This is a genomic window from Arthrobacter sp. 35/47 (assembly GCF_000520475.1).
GTDB classification, from domain to species: domain Bacteria; phylum Actinomycetota; class Actinomycetes; order Actinomycetales; family Micrococcaceae; genus Arthrobacter_D; species Arthrobacter_D subterraneus.
In genome coordinates this window covers 3,506-22,025 of sequence record NZ_KI914609.1, presented here as the reverse complement: position 1 = coordinate 22,025, position 18,520 = coordinate 3,506, and the positions used below count along the sequence as shown (strand labels likewise).

Annotated in this window: 19 protein-coding genes and 4 tRNA genes; 15 read left to right on the top strand and 8 right to left on the bottom strand. The window is 65.4% G+C overall.

The window, feature by feature from the left end; genetic code table 11:
- Positions 1-75: 75 nt before the first annotated feature.
- The 4 genes from X803_RS0112260 to X803_RS0112245 all read left to right on the top strand — a co-directional run bounded on the left by X803_RS0112260 (position 76) and on the right by X803_RS0112245 (position 476).
- Positions 76-149 (top strand) — tRNA-Gly (locus X803_RS0112260).
- Positions 150-204: 55 nt separating this feature from the next.
- A tRNA-Cys gene (locus X803_RS0112255) sits at positions 205-278 on the top strand.
- 21 nt (positions 279-299) lie between these two features.
- Positions 300-371: transfer RNA gene (locus X803_RS0112250), tRNA-Val, on the top strand.
- A 31-nt stretch (positions 372-402) separates the two neighbouring features.
- Positions 403-476, top strand: a tRNA-Gly gene (locus X803_RS0112245).
- A gap of 76 nt (positions 477-552) precedes the next feature.
- On the opposite strand, the gene X803_RS0112240 is transcribed toward X803_RS0112245, so the two are convergent.
- Both X803_RS0112240 and zapE read right to left on the bottom strand, forming a co-directional pair.
- Positions 553-867, bottom strand: a complete 315-nt coding sequence (locus tag X803_RS0112240; protein ID WP_026545361.1) for a DMT family transporter — start codon at positions 865-867, stop codon at positions 553-555.
- Positions 868-869: 2 nt separating this feature from the next.
- On the bottom strand, positions 870-1,910 hold the full coding sequence (gene zapE, locus X803_RS0112235) for a cell division protein ZapE (RefSeq protein WP_026545360.1): 1,041 nt from the start codon (positions 1,908-1,910) through the stop codon (positions 870-872).
- Positions 1,911-2,102: 192 nt separating this feature from the next.
- Here zapE and X803_RS0112230 point away from each other — a divergent pair, with 192 nt between their 5' ends.
- Positions 2,103-3,014, top strand: a complete 912-nt coding sequence (locus tag X803_RS0112230; RefSeq protein WP_026545359.1) for a sulfurtransferase — start codon at positions 2,103-2,105, stop codon at positions 3,012-3,014.
- A 62-nt stretch (positions 3,015-3,076) separates the two neighbouring features.
- Positions 3,077-3,523, top strand: coding sequence for a SufE family protein (locus X803_RS0112225; protein WP_026545358.1), 447 nt, complete (start codon positions 3,077-3,079; stop codon positions 3,521-3,523).
- Here the strand turns inward: X803_RS0112225 and X803_RS19675 are convergent.
- Positions 3,509-4,750, bottom strand: coding sequence for an alpha/beta hydrolase family protein (locus X803_RS19675; RefSeq protein WP_051470725.1), 1,242 nt, complete (start codon positions 4,748-4,750; stop codon positions 3,509-3,511). The genes X803_RS0112225 and X803_RS19675 overlap by 15 nt on opposite strands.
- Positions 4,751-4,855: 105 nt before the next feature.
- Here X803_RS19675 and X803_RS0112215 point away from each other — a divergent pair, with 105 nt between their 5' ends.
- From X803_RS0112215 to X803_RS0112175, 9 genes are all read left to right on the top strand, one after another.
- On the top strand, positions 4,856-5,344 hold the full coding sequence (locus X803_RS0112215) for a hypothetical protein (RefSeq protein ID WP_026545357.1): 489 nt from the start codon (positions 4,856-4,858) through the stop codon (positions 5,342-5,344).
- A gap of 14 nt (positions 5,345-5,358) precedes the next feature.
- Positions 5,359-5,811 (top strand): peptide-methionine (R)-S-oxide reductase MsrB, encoded by a 453-nt coding sequence (gene msrB, locus X803_RS0112210; protein ID WP_026545356.1) that lies wholly within the window; start codon positions 5,359-5,361, stop codon positions 5,809-5,811.
- 144 nt (positions 5,812-5,955) lie between these two features.
- Positions 5,956-7,332: a DUF6421 family protein gene (locus X803_RS0112205; protein WP_026545355.1), complete on the top strand. Its 1,377-nt coding sequence runs from the start codon at positions 5,956-5,958 to the stop codon at positions 7,330-7,332.
- Entirely contained in the window at positions 7,329-8,045 is a 717-nt protein-coding gene (locus X803_RS0112200; RefSeq protein ID WP_026545354.1) for an SDR family NAD(P)-dependent oxidoreductase, read from the top strand. Before X803_RS0112205 ends, X803_RS0112200 begins: the two co-directional genes overlap by 4 nt.
- A gap of 36 nt (positions 8,046-8,081) precedes the next feature.
- Positions 8,082-9,155, top strand: a complete 1,074-nt coding sequence (locus X803_RS0112195; RefSeq protein ID WP_026545353.1) for a threonine aldolase family protein — start codon at positions 8,082-8,084, stop codon at positions 9,153-9,155.
- Positions 9,156-9,245: 90 nt separating this feature from the next.
- The gene (locus X803_RS0112190; RefSeq protein WP_035778863.1) at positions 9,246-9,875 is read left to right on the top strand and encodes a DUF3000 domain-containing protein; all 630 of its coding nucleotides are present in this window, start codon (positions 9,246-9,248) and stop codon (positions 9,873-9,875) included.
- A gap of 105 nt (positions 9,876-9,980) precedes the next feature.
- The gene (locus X803_RS19670) at positions 9,981-11,276 is read left to right on the top strand and encodes an HRDC domain-containing protein (protein ID WP_035778859.1); all 1,296 of its coding nucleotides are present in this window, start codon (positions 9,981-9,983) and stop codon (positions 11,274-11,276) included.
- A gap of 68 nt (positions 11,277-11,344) precedes the next feature.
- Positions 11,345-12,589 (top strand): thiolase family protein, encoded by a 1,245-nt coding sequence (locus X803_RS0112180; protein ID WP_035778857.1) that lies wholly within the window; start codon positions 11,345-11,347, stop codon positions 12,587-12,589.
- Positions 12,586-14,697: a 3-hydroxyacyl-CoA dehydrogenase NAD-binding domain-containing protein gene (locus tag X803_RS0112175; protein WP_026545350.1), complete on the top strand. Its 2,112-nt coding sequence runs from the start codon at positions 12,586-12,588 to the stop codon at positions 14,695-14,697. Before X803_RS0112180 ends, X803_RS0112175 begins: the two co-directional genes overlap by 4 nt.
- Before the next feature lie 96 nt (positions 14,698-14,793).
- Here X803_RS0112175 and X803_RS0112170 read toward each other — a convergent pair whose 3' ends face one another.
- The 5 genes from X803_RS0112170 to X803_RS21930 all read right to left on the bottom strand — a co-directional run.
- Positions 14,794-15,753 (bottom strand): aldo/keto reductase, encoded by a 960-nt coding sequence (locus X803_RS0112170; protein WP_026545349.1) that lies wholly within the window; start codon positions 15,751-15,753, stop codon positions 14,794-14,796.
- Positions 15,754-15,809: 56 nt separating this feature from the next.
- Positions 15,810-16,226, bottom strand: a complete 417-nt coding sequence (gene ndk, locus X803_RS0112165; protein WP_026545348.1) for a nucleoside-diphosphate kinase — start codon at positions 16,224-16,226, stop codon at positions 15,810-15,812.
- Positions 16,227-16,288: 62 nt separating this feature from the next.
- Positions 16,289-16,747, bottom strand: coding sequence for a DUF4233 domain-containing protein (locus X803_RS0112160; RefSeq protein ID WP_026545347.1), 459 nt, complete (start codon positions 16,745-16,747; stop codon positions 16,289-16,291).
- An 11-nt stretch (positions 16,748-16,758) separates the two neighbouring features.
- On the bottom strand, positions 16,759-18,156 hold the full coding sequence (locus tag X803_RS0112155; RefSeq protein WP_253907462.1) for a bifunctional folylpolyglutamate synthase/dihydrofolate synthase: 1,398 nt from the start codon (positions 18,154-18,156) through the stop codon (positions 16,759-16,761).
- Positions 18,153-18,520, bottom strand: a 368-nt coding sequence (locus tag X803_RS21930) for a DUF5915 domain-containing protein (RefSeq protein ID WP_035778855.1), incomplete at its 5' end; no start/stop codon positions are given. The genes X803_RS0112155 and X803_RS21930, both read right to left, overlap by 4 nt.

The window sequence follows — 18,520 nt, the reverse complement described above, 5'->3', positions numbered from 1 at the left end:
TCGGATATTGTTTTTACTCGTTGGAAAGACGCCGATGGTTCAGGGAAAACCCAAACACACTCGGCGATTTTCTCTGCGGACGTAGCTCAGCTGGCTAGAGCACCACCTTGCCAAGGTGGATGTCGCGGGTTCGAATCCCGTCGTCCGCTCGCAAGTCACTGTATTCGCCGGTTTACAGCCGGTGACCCCGCTTCGGTGGGTCATGGTGGGGTGGCCGAGAGGCGAGGCAGCGGCCTGCAAAGCCGTATACGCGGGTTCGAATCCCGTCCCCACCTCCATACGGTGAATGTGCAAGACCTGGGCGATTGGCGCAGCGGTAGCGCGCTTCCCTGACACGGAAGAGGTCACTGGTTCGATCCCAGTATCGCCCACGCAGGGCGCCTCCATGAGAGGCGCCTTTTTGCGGACGTAGCTCAGCTGGCTAGAGCACCACCTTGCCAAGGTGGATGTCGCGGGTTCGAATCCCGTCGTCCGCTCTCAAGACCTGGACAAAGAGGCTTCATCTCCGGATGGAGCCTCTTCCTGTATCCGGATATATCGGGGCGGAAGCGGCTAGTGCAGAACCTTCAACCCGATGACACAGCCGACGATCCCCAGAACGAGCAGGACCTTCAGCAGCGACGCGGCCTCCCCATCGAAGATCATTGCGTAGGAAACGGTCAGCGCCGCCCCGATTCCAACCCAGACGGCATACGAAGTGCCGGTCGGCAGGGAGCGCATTGCCCACGCGAGGCCGGCCATGCTGAGCACCAGCCCGACAGCGAAGACAACCGTTGGTCCCAGCCTGGTGAAACCATCCGATTTACCGAGCGCGGTGGCCCACACGGCCTCGAGGACGCCCGAGACGACCAGCACTACCCATGCCATGATCAGTCCGTTCCTCCGGCATCCCCGCCCTGACGTGCCAGCGCAGTCAGACGCGACACCGCACGGTAGTACTTCTTCATGTATCCCCCGGACATCATTTCCTGGGTGAAGAGTTCACTCAGCGGAGCTCCGCTCGCGAGGATCGGAACGTCCCGGTCATAGAGCCGGTCGGCGAGTACAACGAAACGCAGGGCAACCGCCTGCTCCGTGATCGTCTGGACCTCGTGCCAGGCAACAGCATCGACGCCGTCGATCAGCTGCCGGTAGCGGCTGGGATGAACACCCGCGAGGTGCTTGATGAGATCCCCAAAATCGTCCTCGGCAACAGTCACCTCGTCCGGGAAGTGCCGTGCGCGGCGGCGCACCTGCTGTTCGGTCAGCGGCGGAGGAGCTTCCGGCAGTCCCCGGTGCCGGTAATCCTCCCCGTCAATGCGAAGGACGTCGAACTGGTCAGACAGGACCTGGATTTCCCGCTGGAAATCGACGGCGGCAAATCTGCCCTCTCCGAGGGACCCTGGAAGGGTGTTGGAGGTGGCGGCAAGTTTGACCCCGGCGTCTGCCAGTTCCCGCATCAAACGGGACATCAGCACAGTGTCGCCCGGATCGTCCAGTTCAAATTCGTCAATGCAGACCAATTGGTAGGTGCTGAGAGCGTCCACCGTTTTCCTGAAGGAGAGCGCACCCACGAGGTTGGTGTATTCCACGAAAGTCCCGAAGGCTTTCCTGCCTTCGGCCGCATGCCAGAGCGACGCGAGCAGGTGTGTCTTTCCTACACCGAACCCGCCGTCGAGGTAGATACCTGCACGGCTCTCCTCACGCTTTGCCCCGAAAAACTTCCTCAGCCCGCTCGGTTTGGGCGTATTGACCGCCGAGGCGAAGGAACGAAGTGCCTTGACCGCCGCGGATTGCGAGGGCTGCTGGGGGTCCGGCCGGTAGGAATCAAAGGAGACAGCCCCGAAGCGCTGCGAGGGGAAGAATCCGTCCAGCAGGTCGTCCACGGAAACCTGCGGCGATCGCTGGGTCAGATGCTCAATGGTGGCCACGGATAGGTGCGTCTTTCGTCGGCGAGTGGATGAAGCAGGCCGTCAGGAGCCGTGCTAGCCAAGGATACGCCAGCGGCACTGCCCGCAGACGAATCATCAATGTGGCGTCCCGTGACCTTGCGGAAGCAATCGGCATAGCCCGTGGTTACGCTAGGTGGGAAAGCAATTGTCGATGCAGGAAGGCTCCAACGCATGAGTGTTGCAACTGATTCCAACGAGAAGTTCGCCCGGTACGCACATCCGGAACGGCTCGTCTCCACCCAGTGGCTCGCGGACAACGCCGGTACTGAGGGGCTGGTGGTTGTCGAGTCGGATGAGGACGTCCTCCTCTACGAAACCGGTCATATCGAGGGCGCCGTCAAGATTGACTGGCATACGGACCTTAATGATGAGGTCACCCGCGACTACGTCGACGGCGAGGGCTTCGCCCGGCTCATGTCGGCCAAGGGAATCTCCCGCGACAGCACCGTGGTGATCTACGGCGACAAGTCCAACTGGTGGGCCGCTTACGCCCTGTGGGTGTTCACCCTCTTTGGGCACGAGGACGTACGCCTGCTCGACGGCGGACGCGACAAGTGGATCGCCGAGGGCCGCCCTCTCACCACGGACGTCCCCCAGCCCCAGCCGACGGACTACCCGGTGGTCGAGCGCAACGATGCCCCTATCCGCGCGTATCTCAGCGACGTCCTGGACCATTTCGGCAACCCGCTGATCGACGTCCGCTCCCCCGAGGAGTACACCGGTGCCCGCACCCACATGCCCGCATACCCGGAAGAAGGCGCGCTCCGCGGCGGCCATATCCCGTCGGCGGTTTCCGTGCCGTGGGCGCGCGCTGCGGCCGAGGACGGCACTTTCCGGACCCGCGAGGAACTCGACGCGATCTACCGGGGAGAAGCAGGCCTGGCTGAGGGCGACGACGTCGTCGCATACTGCCGGATCGGCGAACGTTCCAGCCACACCTGGTTTGTGCTCCAGCACCTGCTGGGCTTCCAGAATGTGCGCAACTACGACGGCTCATGGACAGAATGGGGCAACGTGGTCCGCGTGCCTATCGTGAAGGGCGCCGAGCCGGGTGCCGCACCGGTCCCCGCGGGGCACCGATAACCGACCCGACGTAAAATGAAAGTCGCCCCGGGCACCCGCCCGGGGCAATGGTGAGGATGGCAGTGGAGACAACCGAATTACCCCAACAGCTCGCCGAGATCGTGGACGATTTCCAGGCGCTGTCCGAGCCGGACCGCCTGCAGCTCCTGCTTGAGTTCTCGCGCGGGCTCCCGCCGCTGCCCGACCGGCTCCTCGACCATCCGGAGCTTCTCGAGCAGGTTGTGGAATGCCAGAGTCCGCTGTTCCTCACTTTGGACATCGCCGATGACACCGAGAGGTCGGTCTCCCTGTTCTTCTCGGCACCCCCGGAGGCGCCAACCACCCGCGGGTTCGCCGGGGTACTGCAGGAGGGACTGGACGGCCTGCCCGCAGCGCAGATTCTCGCAGTGCCCGACGACGTCCCAGAGCGGCTGGGTCTCACCCGCGCCATCACCCCGCTGCGCATGCGCGGAATGGCCGCCATGCTGGGACGGATCAAGCGCAAGATCCGGGAATCAGGGGCCGCTTAGCGTCCGCTTCGGCTCAGTACGGCCGAAAACCTGGTTCCGCAGCCAGTCCGCGGTCACCGCGTGCCAGCGGTCAGGGTCCACGTTCCATTCCTTGGTGTGCCGTGCGCGGTGGAACCGTTCGAAAGTGACAAACGCCGGATTGCGTTCAGCGAGCTCAGCGGAGGGTCCCACCGGGACAAATTCGTCGTCCTCGCTGTGAAGGATGAGGGTGGGAACCGTCACCTGGTCGGCCCGGGAAACCCAGTCCATGCTCTTCAGGTCTACCGGCGTCGACAGTCCTGTCACCACACGCCCGAACCGGTTTGAGATGAGCCACTGACCCAGCCTTCCGGCAGGTGCGGGGATCCGGTTCAACTCGGCCTGGTGGGTGAGGACATCCATCCAGTCGATCACCGGACCATCAAGCACCAGAGCGCGGATACGGGTGCGGTACCGGGAGATGTCGGCCGCCTGCAGGCAGATGGCGCCCCCCATGGACCAGCCGAACAGCACCACGTCCTGCGCTCCGTGGCTGAACGCATACTCCATGGCCGCCTCGATGTCGCGCCACTCGGTCATGCCCAACCCATACCTGCCGTCAGGGGCGAAGGGGGCCTCGCCGTCATTCCGGTAGGAGACCAGCAGACTCGTCATGCCGAGCTCGCGGGCTGTATGAACGGCGCGCAGACCTTCGGAACGCTGTACGCCCCTGCCGTGGACCATGATCGCCCACGTTGAAGCGGGGGTTTCCGCCCGCACCAGCCAGGCCGGGGCAATGCCGCCGGCAATCGGAACGTCCACCCGCTCATCGGCAAAGCCGAGCGCAGAGGGAGCGGGATAGACGGCGCCGCTCCACCAGCCGCGGACCGCAGATCTGATATCCCCCGCGTACACCGCTTCCACCTCTCGCTGGACGGTTCCCTCCCGCGGCACGAAGGATTTTATTGCCCCGATGCGTGCGTGCCCGCGGCCCTCGTCGAAGTAGAGGCTGTAGGTGCCCTCCACCGTGGTGTCCTCATTGGCAGGAAGGATCACCTCCAGGCCTCCCAGCGCCTGCACCACAGCGAGAATCTGGAGATTCTCGTCGCGTTTGCGCGGCGTCACCACCTGCTTCGCAAAATGGGCAGCCAGGGCGGAGGTGGCGCCCGCAACGACGGAACTGACGGCGGCGCCGGCCCCGAGTCCGAGAACGGCCCAATGGAGCCAGGCTTGACGGTCGGCGGCGGCCGGAGGAGAGCTGAGAGGCATAGCCCTATTCTGGCCCACCCGCGCAACCGGCAGGCGCACGATCGGAGGTGTGGAGTGTCGCTCGGGCCCCTAGGTGCGGAGCGCGGCTGGGTCTAGTGTTGGCACATGGAGGAAACGATTGTTGTACTCGCCGAGGTGCCCCTGACCGAAGCCGACGCCACCCACCTGTCCGCGCTCGTCGACGGCGGCGATGCCACCTACACCGTGGTGATCCCGGAGGACCGCCACACCAACGTGCTTGGGGAGTTCCTCCACCACCTGAGCCTGCTCGAATTCGCCGAAGCATTCCAGGGGCTTTCCCACCGGCCGAGCGAGGAAGAAGTGCGGGTCTCGGCCGACTCTGCCCTGCGGAGTTCACTGGAGGCACTGTCCGCTGCCGGTCTCACCGCCGACGGTCTGACTGCGGCCGGCAACGCCGTCGACATGCTGGTCACTACGGTGCGGGAGCGCGGAGCGCGGCAGGCAGTGGTCATCACCAGGCCGCATGCGCTGGCCGATACCCTCCACCGCGACTGGGCCAACCGCGCGCAGGACAAGCTCGGTGTTCCCGTTCTGCACCTTTACTCAGGTTCGGGATTTATCGGCGACTCCTAGGCGTTGAAGCAACCATGAGCACATCCGAATCGGCACCACGCACTGACAACTCCCCCATCAGCAAGACGGACGAAGAATGGCGGCGGGAACTGACCCCCGAGGAGTACTACGTGCTTCGGCAGGCGGGAACCGAGCGGCCGTTCACCGGCGAGTATCACGATTCCCATGCACAAGGGGTCTACCAGTGCCGGGCATGCGGCCATGAGCTGTTCACGAGCAACGAAAAGTTCGATTCCCACTGCGGGTGGCCGTCCTTCTGGGCACCCCTTGCTGAGGAAAGGGTCCGGTATATCAAAGACAACACCCTCGGCATGCAACGCGTCGAGGTTCGCTGCGCCCGCTGCGACTCCCACCTCGGTCACGTTTTCGAGGGGGAAGGTTACGGCACCCCCACAGACCAGCGGTACTGCGTCAACTCCGTCTCCATGAGGCTTGTCCCAGCCTCTGAGCCAACTCCCACCGATTAACCTCAAGGACTACTGTGCCTTCCTCCTGCCACGCCACACCCACCCTAAGAGTTTCTAATCCAAGTCCTTCCTGAGGATCAGGTGATCTGTTCTGTTGCTACTCTCGTGACAACAGCACAGCCCACCAACCCTCCGGGAGGAACCGTGACCCAGACCCTCGACTCCGGCACCCGCCACGCGCCCGGTACGGATCCGGCCCAGCTTCCCGCCTGGGCGGCGCTCAAGGGCGCAGCCTGCTCGCTCCAGGCGCTGCAGGCCAAGGACGGATCAATCGCGGACACCGCCGACATAGAGACAGCCGGCCGGCACGTCCGGACGCTGGTTGGGTCCATCCGGGAACTGGCTCCGCACTTCCCCCACGATGCCGACTACCACGAGGCTCTTATCGGCGACCTTGAGCGGTGGGTGGCATCGGGAATGGGCACACCCGATTTCCTCGACTCCCTCGTGAGGTTCCAGCCGCAGCTGGACCGGGTCGATGGACGCCGGCACCTCGTCGTGTTTCCGATGTATACCCAGAACGGCAGCTCAAGCCGGTATGTCGAAGCCGTCCTGATCGAGGTCCTCTGGCCGGACTTCATCGCGGAGCTCGAGGCAGGCGAGTACTCCAACAAGCTGTTCGTTCCCATCCGCTTCCTCGACTTCACGCCCGGCTACGACACCAATTCAGCAGTGCTCTTCCCTGAGACGGTCGCGGTGCGCCAGACACCGCAGTTCACGTGGGGTGCCATCTTCGCGGACCGCGAAGCAGCACGGTTCCGCCGGGTGGTTACCGCAGCGGCAGGGATCACCCGCCTGGAACTGCCCGAAGAAGCACGCCAGCTCGTCGAGGACCAGGAACTGGCAGAGAAAACCTTTGTCATGTGGGACCTGATCCACGATCGCACCCATATGCGCGGCGATCTTCCGTTCGACCCCTTCATGATCAAGCAGCGCATGCCCTACTTCCTGTATTCACTCGAGGAACTGCGCTGTGACCTGACCGCCTTCCGCGAATCAGTGAAGATAGCCGGCGACGACGGCGCTACGGAGGAAACACGCCGGCACGCCCGCCTCGTGCAGTACGCGGTGATCTTCGACCGCGTCTTCCGCTTTGCAATCACCGGCAGCCGGGTCCGGAACTACGATGGCCTCGGTGGGCAGCTGCTCTTCGCCTGGCTGCACCAGCACCATGTACTGCACTGGACGGATACAACGCTGACCATCGACTGGGAGGAGGTTCCCGCCGTCGTGATTGCACTGGGTGAGAAGATCCAGGAGCTGTACTGGCGGTCGATCGACCGTCCGAAGATCGCGCACTGGCTGGCAGCCTACGGTCTGGTCTCGGAGACGCTCACGCCGCACCCTGCCTCAGTGTGGGCCAGGGGTCCCGAAGCGTTGCCCCTCGACGGGCCGCCGCGCGGCCTCACGGACGCCGTCCTCGATGATGAGTTTCCGCTGTCGATGTTCTTTGAGGCGCTGGACCGGAAAATGAAGGACGTCATCGAATCAACCGCGGGTATCACGGGAACCTCCGCGTGACGCCGTCCCCGGACCTTTCCCGCCTGACCGTGCTGATCGCGGGAGCCAGCAGCCAGGCCGGCATAGCGACGGCCGAGGCCCTCACCTCGGCCGGCGCCCGGGTGATTGCCGTCGGATCCGACGCGACCCGCCTCCAGCGCGCGCTGGGACACCTCGAGTCGGTTGACCTGAGAGCCTGCGACCTCACGGATTTCCAGGCCGTCCAGGCGCTGGCGGAAGAGCTGCGCACCGGAGGCACCGCCCCGGACGGCCTCATCCACCTGGTGGGCGGCTGGCGGGGAGGCGAAGGGATAGCAGGGCAGTCAGACGACGACTATGAGTTCCTCCACCGTTCCGTCCTGACCACCCTGCGCAACACCTCCCGGGCGTTCATCGGCGATCTCACCCGATCTCCGCAGGGCAGGCTCGCGATCGTTTCCGCCACCGCCGTGGATTCTCCGACGGCGGGTAACGCCTCGTATGCCGCGATCAAGGCCGCCGCAGAAACCTGGGTGCGGGCAGTCGCCCAGGAATTCGCGGCGGTCGAGCCGCAGCGGGGGGCCGCCGCCATTGTGGTGGTCAAGGCGCTCCTCGATGATGCGATGCGCGCCGAGCACCCCGAACGCCGGTTCCCGGGCTACACCGACGTCCGTGACCTCGCCGCAACGATGGCCGGGCTGTTCGAGCGGGATCCGGCCGACCTCAACGGCCTACGGCTGCACCCCGCGGGCTGACCGCCCCTACCCTTGCGAATACGAGATACTGGACCCGTGACTGACACCATCTCCGCCCCCACCCGCCTTCACGACCCCAATGTGCGCGGTTTCGCGTCGGATAACTACTCCGGCGTGCACCCCGAGATACTCGCCGCGCTGGCCGCCGCCAATGAGGGCCACCAGACCGCCTACGGTGATGACGTATACACCCAACGGCTCCAGGAGCTCATGCAGGAGCATTTCGGGGACGGAACCGTTGCCTATCCGGTCTTCAACGGGACCGGCGCCAACGTACTGGGCCTCCAGTCGCTTCTTCCCCGCTGGGGCGCCGCCATCTGCGCACGGACGGCCCACATCAATGTCGATGAGAACGGCGCACCCGAGCGCATCGGTGGAATGAAGCTGCTCGCCGTGCCCACACCCGACGGGAAGCTCACTCCCGAACTCATCGATCAGGAGGCCTGGGGCTGGGGGGATGAACACCGGGCGCAGCCGCTGGCGGTATCAATCACCCAGACCACTGAATTGGGAACGCTCTATACCCCCGAGGAGATCCGCGCCATCGCGGACCACGTCCATGCCCGCGGCATGCACCTCCATATGGACGGAGCGCGCATCGCCAATGCCGCTGCGGCACTCCAGGCGCCGCTGCGCTCTTTCACGCGTGACGCCGGTGTGGACATCCTGTCCTTCGGCGGCACCAAGAACGGCCTCATGTTCGGTGAGTGCGTCGTGGTGCTCAACCCGAGCGCGGCATCCGGGCTGGAGTACCTCCGGAAGATGAACATGCAGCTTGCCTCCAAGATGCGGTTCGTGTCCGCGCAGCTGGTGGCCCTCCTTGAGGATGGCCTGTGGCTGCGCTCAGCAACCCACGCCAACGCCATGGCAGCCCGACTCACCGCGGCGGTCTCCGGCATCGACGGCGTCCAGCTCACCCAGCCGACGGCGGCGAACGCGGTCTTCGCGATCCTGCCCCCGGGCGCAGCGGACAGGGTACGGGAGCAGTTCCGCTTCTACGACTGGGACCAGGCGACCGGCGAGGTGCGCTGGATGTGCACGTTCGACACCACACCGGAGGATGTCGATGCCTTCGCTGACGCTATCCGCCGGGAGGTCCGCGGTGGGTAGCATCTCCCGACCGAGTATCCGTTTCCGCCCCGTGCGGCGTGGCTGACCGAATGTGCAGGCTGCGGGGCTTAGCCTGCGAGGGTGAGTGCAATAGGTGACCTCTCGCAGGTTCCCCCTGAATTCCTTGACGCCCTAGCCGGACTGCGGCAGGCGCGATGCCGCAGTGAGCTTCGCCTCGATGAGATTCCCGCTCCCTCCCGGCTGGCCCCCTACGCCGTAGCGCTCGGTGCGGAGGTGCTCCAGAATGCGCAGCCCGGGCCGCTTCCAGTGCATGGGCCTGCCCGGGCTGCGTTCCAGCATGATCACCCCGAAGAACTGGCTACAGGGCGATTCATCCTTCTGTATGACCCGGAAGGCTCGGAGGTCTGGGACGGCACGTTCCGCATCGTGACCTACATCCGCGCCCAGCTGGAGCCTGACATGGGCAATGACACCCTTCTGGGATCGGTGGCGTGGACCTGGCTGGTTGAGGCACTGCAGAACCATGACGCCGGCTACCGTTCCGCCGGCGGCACAGCTACCCGGATTCTCTCTGAGAGCTACGGATCGCTCGCCGACCGGGTAGACACCATCGACATAGAGCTGCGGGCATCGTGGACCCCGGATTCAGACAGTGTCCGGAAGCATCTGGAAGCCTGGGCGGACATGGTCTGCACCTTCGCCGGCCTGCCGCCCCTGCCCGACGGGGTAGCTGCGCTGCCGAACCGGCGGCGCAACTGATCCTGGCCTGTCCGCCGGCCGCCGGCCGCCCGAGTCCACAGGACCGGTGCCGGTTGCCGCCATTTCCCGGACCTTCGCCGGTCACCGGGCTAGACTGGCATCATCATGACCGTGCATTCCGAGGCTGACAGCCGTACCAGAAGCGACGGCGCCGCCACCCCGGACTCCATCGCAGCCCTGCCGCTCCTTGATGAACCGCGAGAAGGCGTCCCTTTTGTCATTGACACTCCCGCCGGACTCAACCGGGCCGCGCGCGCGCTGGCCGGCGGGACCGGGCCGGCCGGCGTCGATGCGGAACGTGCGTCGGGTTTCCGTTACGGGCAGCGCGCCTTCCTGGTGCAGATCCGCAGGGAAGGCGCCGGAACGTGGCTGATTGACCCGGAGCCCTTCGGCGACCTGACCATCATCAACGAAGCACTGTCCGGGGTTGAATGGATCCTGCACGCGGCATCCCAGGACCTTCCGTGCCTCTCGGAGCTGGGGATGTGGCCGGACAGGCTGTTCGACACGGAGCTCGCCGCCAGGCTCGCCGGATTACCCCGGGTGGGTCTTGCCGCTGTCATCGAAAATCTTCTCGGTTTCACCCTGGCCAAGGAACATTCCGCCGCCGACTGGTCCCAGCGCCCGCTGCCCGAGCCCTGGCTCCGCTATGCGGCACTGGACGTCGAAGTGCTCGTCGAACTCCGTGATCGCCTCGCTGCCGTCCTTGACGAGGACGGAAAACTGGGCATAGCGCAGGAGGAATTCGAGTACATCCGGTCCATGCCGCCTGCGGCGCCCCGGACGGACCCCTGGCGCCGGACCTCCGGAGTCCACCAGGTCCGGGACCGGAGGCAGCTGGCCGCAGTCCGCCAGCTGTGGCTGGAAAGAGAGTCGCTCGCGCAGAAGCGTGACGTTGCACCCGGTCGCCTGATTCCTGACGCGGCCATTGTTGCCGGGGCGAAGGCAATGCCGCAGACGGTCCCGCAACTCCTGGCAGTCAACGGGTTCCATGGGCGGGCTGCACAGCGCGAGGCACCGCGTTGGCTCCGGTGCATCGCCGAGGCCCGGACCACACGGGACCTTCCTGAACTGCAGCTTCCCACCAACGCTCCTCCCCCGCCCCGGGTATGGCCCGAGAAGGACCCGGCCGCTGCTGCGCGCCTGCAGACCGCCAAGCCGCGCATCACCGCAGTGGCTGAAAAACTCAACATGCCGCTCGAAAACCTTCTGACCCCTGACCACCTGCGCCGTCTTGCCTGGCGCCCTCCGCAGCCGATGGACCTCGATTCAATCTCCGCTGCGCTCGCTGAACTCGGCGCCCGGCCCTGGCAGATCGAACAGGTGGCGGCCGTGATTACGGTAGCGTTCCTCGACCCGGACCCCCTGCAGCCCAAACAACAGAAGCAGGCAGCACGGTAACTGGTTGCGGCGTGATGTTACCGGCGAGTAACATAGGGGGCTGATCCCAAACTCAATGAGGAGCGATTGTGCCCACACAAGCCACAGCACGTCAGCAGATCAGGGACGTCGTCTTTGTTGACGGTGTCCGGACCCCCTTCGGAAAAGCGGGGGAAAAGGGTATCCATGCAGGAACCAGGGCCGATGATCTGGTGGTCAAGTGCATCCGCGAACTCCTGAGGCGCAACCCCTCCCTGCCGCCCCAACGGATCGACGACGTTGCGATCGCTGCCACCACCCAGACAGGTGACCAGGGCCTCACCATCGGACGCACTGCTGCGCTCCTTGCGGGGCTGCCCCGGACAGTGCCCGGCTTCGCAATCGACCGCATGTGCGCCGGTGCCATGACGGCAGTGACAACCACTGCCTCCGGGATCGCCTTCGGCGCCTATGACGTCGTCGTTGCCGGCGGCGTCGAGCACATGGGCAACCACCCAATGGGTTCGGGCACGGATCCGAACCCGCGTTTCCTCGCCGAGCGCCTGGTGGACCCCGCCGCGCTCAATATGGGCAACACGGCAGAGAACCTGCACGACCGTTTCCCGGCCGTCACCAGGGAGCGGACTGACGCGTATGCGGTCGCCAGCCAGGCGAAACTCGCCGCTGCCTACGGGAAAAACCGGATCCAGCCGGACCTGGTCCCTGTTGCGGGCAGGAAGCCGGGAGCAGGCTGGACCCTCCATCAGCAGGACGAACCGCCCCGCCCCGACACAACTCTTGAGGACCTTTCATCCCTGCGAACTCCGTTCCGCCCACACGGCCGCGTCACCGCAGGCAACGCGGCAGGGCTGAACGACGGCGCCACTGCTGCGGTCCTCGCCTCGGCTGACGCCGCAGCCGAACTGGGCCTCCCCGTGCGGATGCGGCTCGTGGCGTATGCGTTTGCCGGCGTCGAACCCGAGGTGATGGGGATCGGTCCCGTCCCGGCCACCGAGAAAGCCCTCCGGCAGGCAGGCCTTTCCATCGAAGACATCGGACTCTTCGAAATCAACGAGGCCTTCGCTGTGCAGGTTCTCTCCTTCCTCGATCATTTCGGGATTGCAGACGATGATCCGCGGGTGAACCGTTATGGCGGAGCAATCGCAGTGGGGCACCCCCTCGCGTCCTCGGGGGTACGGCTCATGAACCAGCTGGCACGGCAATTCGAGGATGATCCGCAGGTTCGGTACGGCATCACCACGATGTGCATCGGACTCGGCATGGGTGGAACCGTCATCTGGGAGAACCCACACCACGCAGACTATTCGGGAACCACCACGGAGGACGCAGCATGAGTTTCGACCGCTTTGAGGGCTTGGCCGCACTGGTGCCGAACGAGGTCATCACACATTCACTCGTCGAGGACATCGTTCTTCCGGGGAACGCCGGAGTCCTGGCGCTCGTCACGCTGGACAACGGACTCGACCACAGCCGCCCCACCACCCTGGGACCAGGCACGCTGATCGAGTTCGGGCGCACCCTCGAGAGCCTCCGCGCCAGGGCTGCCTCCGGTGAAATTGCTGCTGTCGCCCTCACGGGCAAACCCTACTTCCTCACCGCCGGTGCGGACCTCTCCACGGTGAAGACGCTGAAATCAGCCGAACACGGACGGTTGATGGCCGAACTCGGGCACTCCGCCTACAACCTCCTCGGGTCTCTGGGCGTCCCCAGCTTTGCCTTCATCAACGGTGTGGCGCTGGGTGGTGGACTCGAGATCGCACTCGCTGCGGATTTCCGGACGGTGTCAACCGGCGCACACGGCATCGGCCTGCCGGAAGCCTTCATCGGTCTGGTTCCGGGCTGGGGAGGCGTCTACCGGCTCCCCCGCCTGACCGGCCCGCGCGCCGCAGTGAAGATCATGATCGAGAATCCGCTCAGCAATAACCGCACGCTTGACGGCCGCACTGCGCACGAATACGGCGTCGCCGACGCGCTCTTCGAACCGGCAGATTTCCTGGAACAGTCCATCCGGTGGGCAGCAGAGGCGCTGAATGACTCTGCGGAGATTTTGGACCGCCGCGCCGCCCTGTCCCGGTACGACGACGGCGAGTGGCAGGCCGCCGCGCAGGCCGGCCGTGCCTTCATCGAGGCGAAGACGTCCAATGCCGCGCCCGCCCCCGCGCTGGTCATGGATCTGTTCGAGGCCGCGGAACACCGGACGCAGGCGGAATCCGCAGCAGCTGAGTGTGAAGCCCTGACGGAACTGATGCGGACCCCGCAGTTCCACAACACGGTGTATGCCTTCCTGGACCTGGTGCAGAAGCGCGCCAAACGTCCCGCCGGCGCGCCGGACCGCTCCCTTGCCCGTCCGGTCACCAGGATTGGCGTGGTGGGTGCCGGTCTGATGGCAAGCCAGCTGGCGCTGTTGTTTGCCCGCCAGTTGGGTGTTCCGGTGGTTCTCACCGACATCGACCAGTCCCGTGTGGACCGGGGCGTCAGCTGGGTGCACGCGGAAACCGACAAGCTGCTCGCCCGGAAGAAGCTCTCCCAGGACCGGGCAAACCGTGTCAAGGCGCTCGTTTCCGGCTCGGTCTCGAAGGAGGTGTTCGCCGACGCGGATTTTGTCATCGAGGCAGTCTTCGAGGAACTGGAAGTCAAGAAGGCGGTTTTTGCCGAGCTTGAACGGGTCGTTTCACCTGAGTGCGTGCTGGCGACCAACACTTCCTCGCTTTCGGTTGCCGCGATGGCCGAGGACCTCGAACACCCGGAGCGGGTAGTCGGGTTCCACTTCTTCAACCCTGTCGCGGCGATGCCGCTTCTTGAGATCGTCAAGGCGCCCTCGACGGCCGACGAGGTCCTTGCCACGGCCTTCGCCGTCGGGAAGGAGCTCAGGAAGAACGCAGTACTCGTGAAGGATGCGCCGGCCTTCGTGGTGAACCGGATCCTCGGACGGATGTTCGGCGAAATCACCGCAGTGTTTGATGAAGGTACCGACGCCGCCACTGCTGATGGGGCATTGCGTCCCATGGGATTGCCGATGACCCCGTTCCGGCTCCTCGCGCTGGTGGGCCTGCCCGTGGGCCAGCATGTGCAGGAGTCGCTGCACGCCGCCTTCGGCGACCGGTTCTACGTGTCGAAAAACCAGCAGATCCTGATCGACGCGGGGAAAAAGGGCCTATGGGAACAGGACGACGCCGGCAATGACGTGGTGCCCGAATCCACCCTGGCACTGCTCACCCGCGGCGACTCCCCCTCATCGGGCGAGGAAGTCCTGCGGCGGACGCAGGACGCGCTCGCAGACGAGATCGGGCGAATGCTGGCCGAGGGTGTTGTCGCAGCACCCGAAGATATCGACCTCTGCATGATCCTCGGCGCGGGGTGGCCGATGCACCTCGGCGGAATTACCCCCTACCTCGATCAGGTGGGCGCCTCCGGGCGGGTCAACGGCCGAACCTTTCACTGAGCCCGTAAAATGCATCGCGCGGGCGCCCAGGACGGTCTATCTCCGGAAGGAGACTGTCATGGGTGTCCGCGCGATCCGTATGCCGGCTGCTGCCGATCAGCGGGCAGGGAAGATGTGGTCGAGCTCCTCGAGATCGGCCTCTGACGGAACCCAGCGGGCAGCGCCGGCATTCAGGTGGACCTGCTCCGGCTTCGTTGCGCCCGCAATCACGCTGGCCACCGTGGGGCGGCTGGCAAGCCAGGAGAAGGCCACCTCAAGCTCTGTCAGTGAGCGGGCACGGGCGTAGGAACTGAAGTCCGCGAGTTGTTCCCAGTTGGCCTGGTCCAGGAGGTTGGTGCGGGAGTGCGTCAGCCGGCTTCCCGCGGGCGCGTGGCCCGCGGCGTACTTCCCGGTGAGGAGACCGTTTGCGAGCGGAAGGTACGGTAGCAGCCCCAGGCCGTAGGCCCGGGCAGCCGGAACCACCTCCCGCTCAGCCGAGCGTTCCAGCAGGTTGTACTGGTTCTGGGCAGAGATGAATCTCGTGGTGCCGAGCTGGCGGGCCACGTACTCCGCCTCCGCCACCTGCCAGCCCGCAAAGTTCGAGTGTCCGATATAGCGCACCTTGCCGCTCTGCACGAGGGAGTCGAGCGCCGCGAGCGTCTCGTCCATGGGCGTTGCCGGGTCGGGGGCGTGGTACTGGTAGAGGTCGATCCACTCGGTGTTCAGCCGCTTCAGTGACGATTCCACAGCCTTCACGATGTACCGGCGGGAACCGCGCGCACCCCAGTCCGGACCGTTGAGGCCCTTCAGATCGAGCCCGAACTTGGTCGCGACGATCATATCGTCGCGGCTCTTGCCCAGCGCCCGGCCGAGGAGTTCCTCGCTGACCCCGGGGGCGCGCCCGTAGGAGTCAGCGACATCGAAAAGGGTGATTCCTGCTTCAAGGGCCGCGCCCACTACGGCGGCCGCGCCACGCTGCGATTCTGAAGCCGTTCCGGGCCGGCCCAGGTTGTTGCACCCGAGTCCGATCACCGAAACGCTCAGTCCTGATGTGCCGAGTCTGCGATATTCAGTCATGTCCCAAAGCTACCAACCAGTCAGGGCCTCGACGGCCAGGAACCGTCCGGCGCGGATCAGCTGAACCAGATCGAGATTTCCTTCTCGGCCGACTCGGCTGAATCGGATCCGTGCACGAGATTCTGCTGCACCTTCAGCCCCCAGTCACGGCCCAGGTCCCCGCGGATGGTGCCGGGCGCCGCCGTCGTGGGTTCCGTTGATCCGGCCAGCGAGCGGAAGCCCTCGATGACCCGTTCGCCCTCAAAGACAGCCGCGAGAACCGGGCCGCTCAGCATGAATTCGACCAGCGGTTCGTAGAAGGGCTTGCCGACGTGTTCAGCGTAGTGCGCTTCCAGAATCTCGCGGGTTGCCTGCACCAGCTTCAGGTCCACCAGGGTGTACCCCTTCGCCTCCACCCGGGCCAGGATTGTTCCGCTCAAGCCCCGGGCCACGCCGTCGGGCTTGACCAGTATCAGGGTCCGCTCAGCACTCACGTTTTCTCCTCCGATTGCAATTTCCTGCGCCGGTACCCCGGCGCGCTCCACCGTCGACTCTACTAAAGGGATTGCTGCCCGCCGTCGCCATCTGTCCGGTTCGCCTGCTCCCACGCGGCCTGCTCCCGGTCCCGGGCAGCGTTCTCGCGGTCCAGGCGCGCGCCGGTGCGGAGCCCGTACAGCCAGGTGAGTGCAAAGAGTGCGCCGACGAGGAACATCATCGGCTCCACGATGCCGGTCGCAATGATCACGACCTGCAGTACCCAGCCGAGGAGGATCCCGTAGCGCTTTGTGAGCAGCGCACACGAAGAGATGAGAACCGCGCTCAGGGTCAGCCCGGCGCCGAGGATGAGCCCCACCGGGATACTGTCGGCACGCAGCCCGAAGACCACCAGGGTGGCGAACAGCACCACGAAGGCCTCCAGCAGCAGCACGGTGGAGGCGAACATCACCTTGATGGAACGCCGCTTCTTCGGCATCCCGGGACGCCATTCGCGCTGCGCTTTTGTCAGACGTGCCATGGAAGCCCCTCCTACTTGCCCAGCAGCGTGCGGGCCTCAGCGACCACCGTAATGGACCCTGTCACGAGGATCCCGCCACCGGGCTCACCTTCCTCGACGGTCATGACAGCCCACTCGAGGGCATCATCGAGCCGCTCTGCAACGTGGATGCGCTCATCGGCGAACCCGGCGCTGAGCGCAAGCCGCCGCAGGTCCACGGCCGGTATGGCGCGCGGGGAGTTGGACTGGGTGAGACAGACGTCCTCCAGCACTCCGCCGAGTTCCTCATGGAGTTCGCTGAGGATCGCTCCGGCGTCCTTGTCCTGGAGTACGCCGATCACAAGGACCAGCCTGCTGAACTCGAAGGCCTCGGTGATCGCCTTCGCCGTGGCGCGGGCGCCGGCGGCGTTGTGGGCGGCGTCCACCAGGATGCTGGGGGCGGTCCGCACCAGTTCCAGCCGGCCCGGAGAGGTGACCGCATTCAGGCCGTTCCGGACGACGTCGATATCCAGCTCCCGTGATCCGCCGCCCAGGAATGCCTCGACCGCTGCGACGGCGACTGCAGCGTTCTGCGCCTGGTGCTCACCGTGCAGCGGGAGCAGCACGTCCTCATAACGGCCGGCAATCCCGGCCAGCGTGAGCTGCTGTCCGCCCACGGCGATACGCCGGTCTTCCACGCCGAACTCCACCCCCTGGAACCGGAACTCGACGCCGGTTTCCCGCGCCTTCTCGAGCAGCACCTGTGCTGCATCCGCCGGCTGGGCGGCGCTGATGAGGAACCCGCCGGGCTTGATGATGCCGGCTTTTTCGAGCGCGATTTCGCCGGGGGTTTCTCCGAGCAGGTCGGTGTGGTCCAGTGAGATGGGAGTGACCACCGAGACCACGCCGTCGCCCACGTTGGTGGCGTCGGTGATCCCGCCGAGCCCCACCTCGATGACGGCGACGTCCACCGGTTCATCCGCGAACACCGCGAAGGCGAGAATGGTGACGCACTCGAAGTACGTCAGCCGCGGTTCGCCGGCGTCGTCGAGTTCAGAGTCGATGATCTCGAGGTAGGGCCGGATCTCGTCCCAGATACGGACAAACGTCTCATCGGCGACGGGCTCGCCGTCAATGCTGATCCGCTCGGTGACACGGGAAAGGTGCGGGCTCGTGTACCGGCCGGTGCGGAGGTCGTGCGCCCGCAGGAGTCCCTCGATCATCCGCGCCGTGGAGGTCTTGCCGTTGGTCCCCGTGATGTGGATGATCGGCACGGCCCGGTTCGGCTCGCCCAGAATCTCCATCGCGCGGAACAGCGGAGCCATGCGCGGCTCCATCTTGTTTTCCGGCGCCCGGCTCAACAGTTCGGCGTAGACGCTTTCCACCGAGAACCGGTCAATCTCCTGGTTCGGACCGGGCCCATCCGCGCCGTGGTTCATTGCATCGTTCATGCCTGCCGCTCCACCTTCACCGAAATTCCGTCGACTGACGCCGCGACCAGCACCAGGTTGTCCGTCAACGTTTCCTGCCTGACAAGGGCTGCGTGCGCCTCGAGGGCGGCAAGGGTTCCGGCATCCGCCTCCACCGTGGTGACTACGCGGTCACTGATGTGGAAGTCGGCGTCCCGGCGGGCCTGCTGGATGGAACGGATGACGTCGCGTGCAGTGCCCTCCGCCTCCAGGTCACCGGTGACCTCTGTGTTGAGCACGAGGAACCCGCCTCCGGGCAGAACCGTGACAGCGGTGCTGCCGCCGGAGGTTCCGTTGCTGTCCACCACGGTTTCCAGTGTGTATTCGCCGGGCTCCATCGGCAGGC

What these genes read in the sequence shown, in the direction of transcription:
- X803_RS0112170 (WP_026545349.1), bottom strand. Translation starts at nt 15,753, where the DNA reads ATGACTGAATATCGCAGACTCGGCACATCAGGACTGAGCGTTTCGGTG.
- X803_RS0112175 (WP_026545350.1), top strand. Translation starts at nt 12,586, where the DNA reads ATGAGTTTCGACCGCTTTGAGGGCTTGGCCGCACTGGTGCCGAACGAG.
- X803_RS0112215 (WP_026545357.1), top strand. Translation starts at nt 4,856, where the DNA reads ATGGAGGAAACGATTGTTGTACTCGCCGAGGTGCCCCTGACCGAAGCC.
- X803_RS0112155 (WP_253907462.1), bottom strand. Translation starts at nt 18,156, where the DNA reads ATGAACGATGCAATGAACCACGGCGCGGATGGGCCCGGTCCGAACCAG.
- X803_RS19670 (WP_035778859.1), top strand. Translation starts at nt 9,981, where the DNA reads ATGACCGTGCATTCCGAGGCTGACAGCCGTACCAGAAGCGACGGCGCC.
- X803_RS19675 (WP_051470725.1), bottom strand. Translation starts at nt 4,750, where the DNA reads ATGCCTCTCAGCTCTCCTCCGGCCGCCGCCGACCGTCAAGCCTGGCTC.
- X803_RS0112160 (WP_026545347.1), bottom strand. Translation starts at nt 16,747, where the DNA reads ATGGCACGTCTGACAAAAGCGCAGCGCGAATGGCGTCCCGGGATGCCG.
- X803_RS0112230 (WP_026545359.1), top strand. Translation starts at nt 2,103, where the DNA reads ATGAGTGTTGCAACTGATTCCAACGAGAAGTTCGCCCGGTACGCACAT.
- X803_RS0112240 (WP_026545361.1), bottom strand. Translation starts at nt 867, where the DNA reads ATGGCATGGGTAGTGCTGGTCGTCTCGGGCGTCCTCGAGGCCGTGTGG.
- msrB (WP_026545356.1), top strand. Translation starts at nt 5,359, where the DNA reads ATGAGCACATCCGAATCGGCACCACGCACTGACAACTCCCCCATCAGC.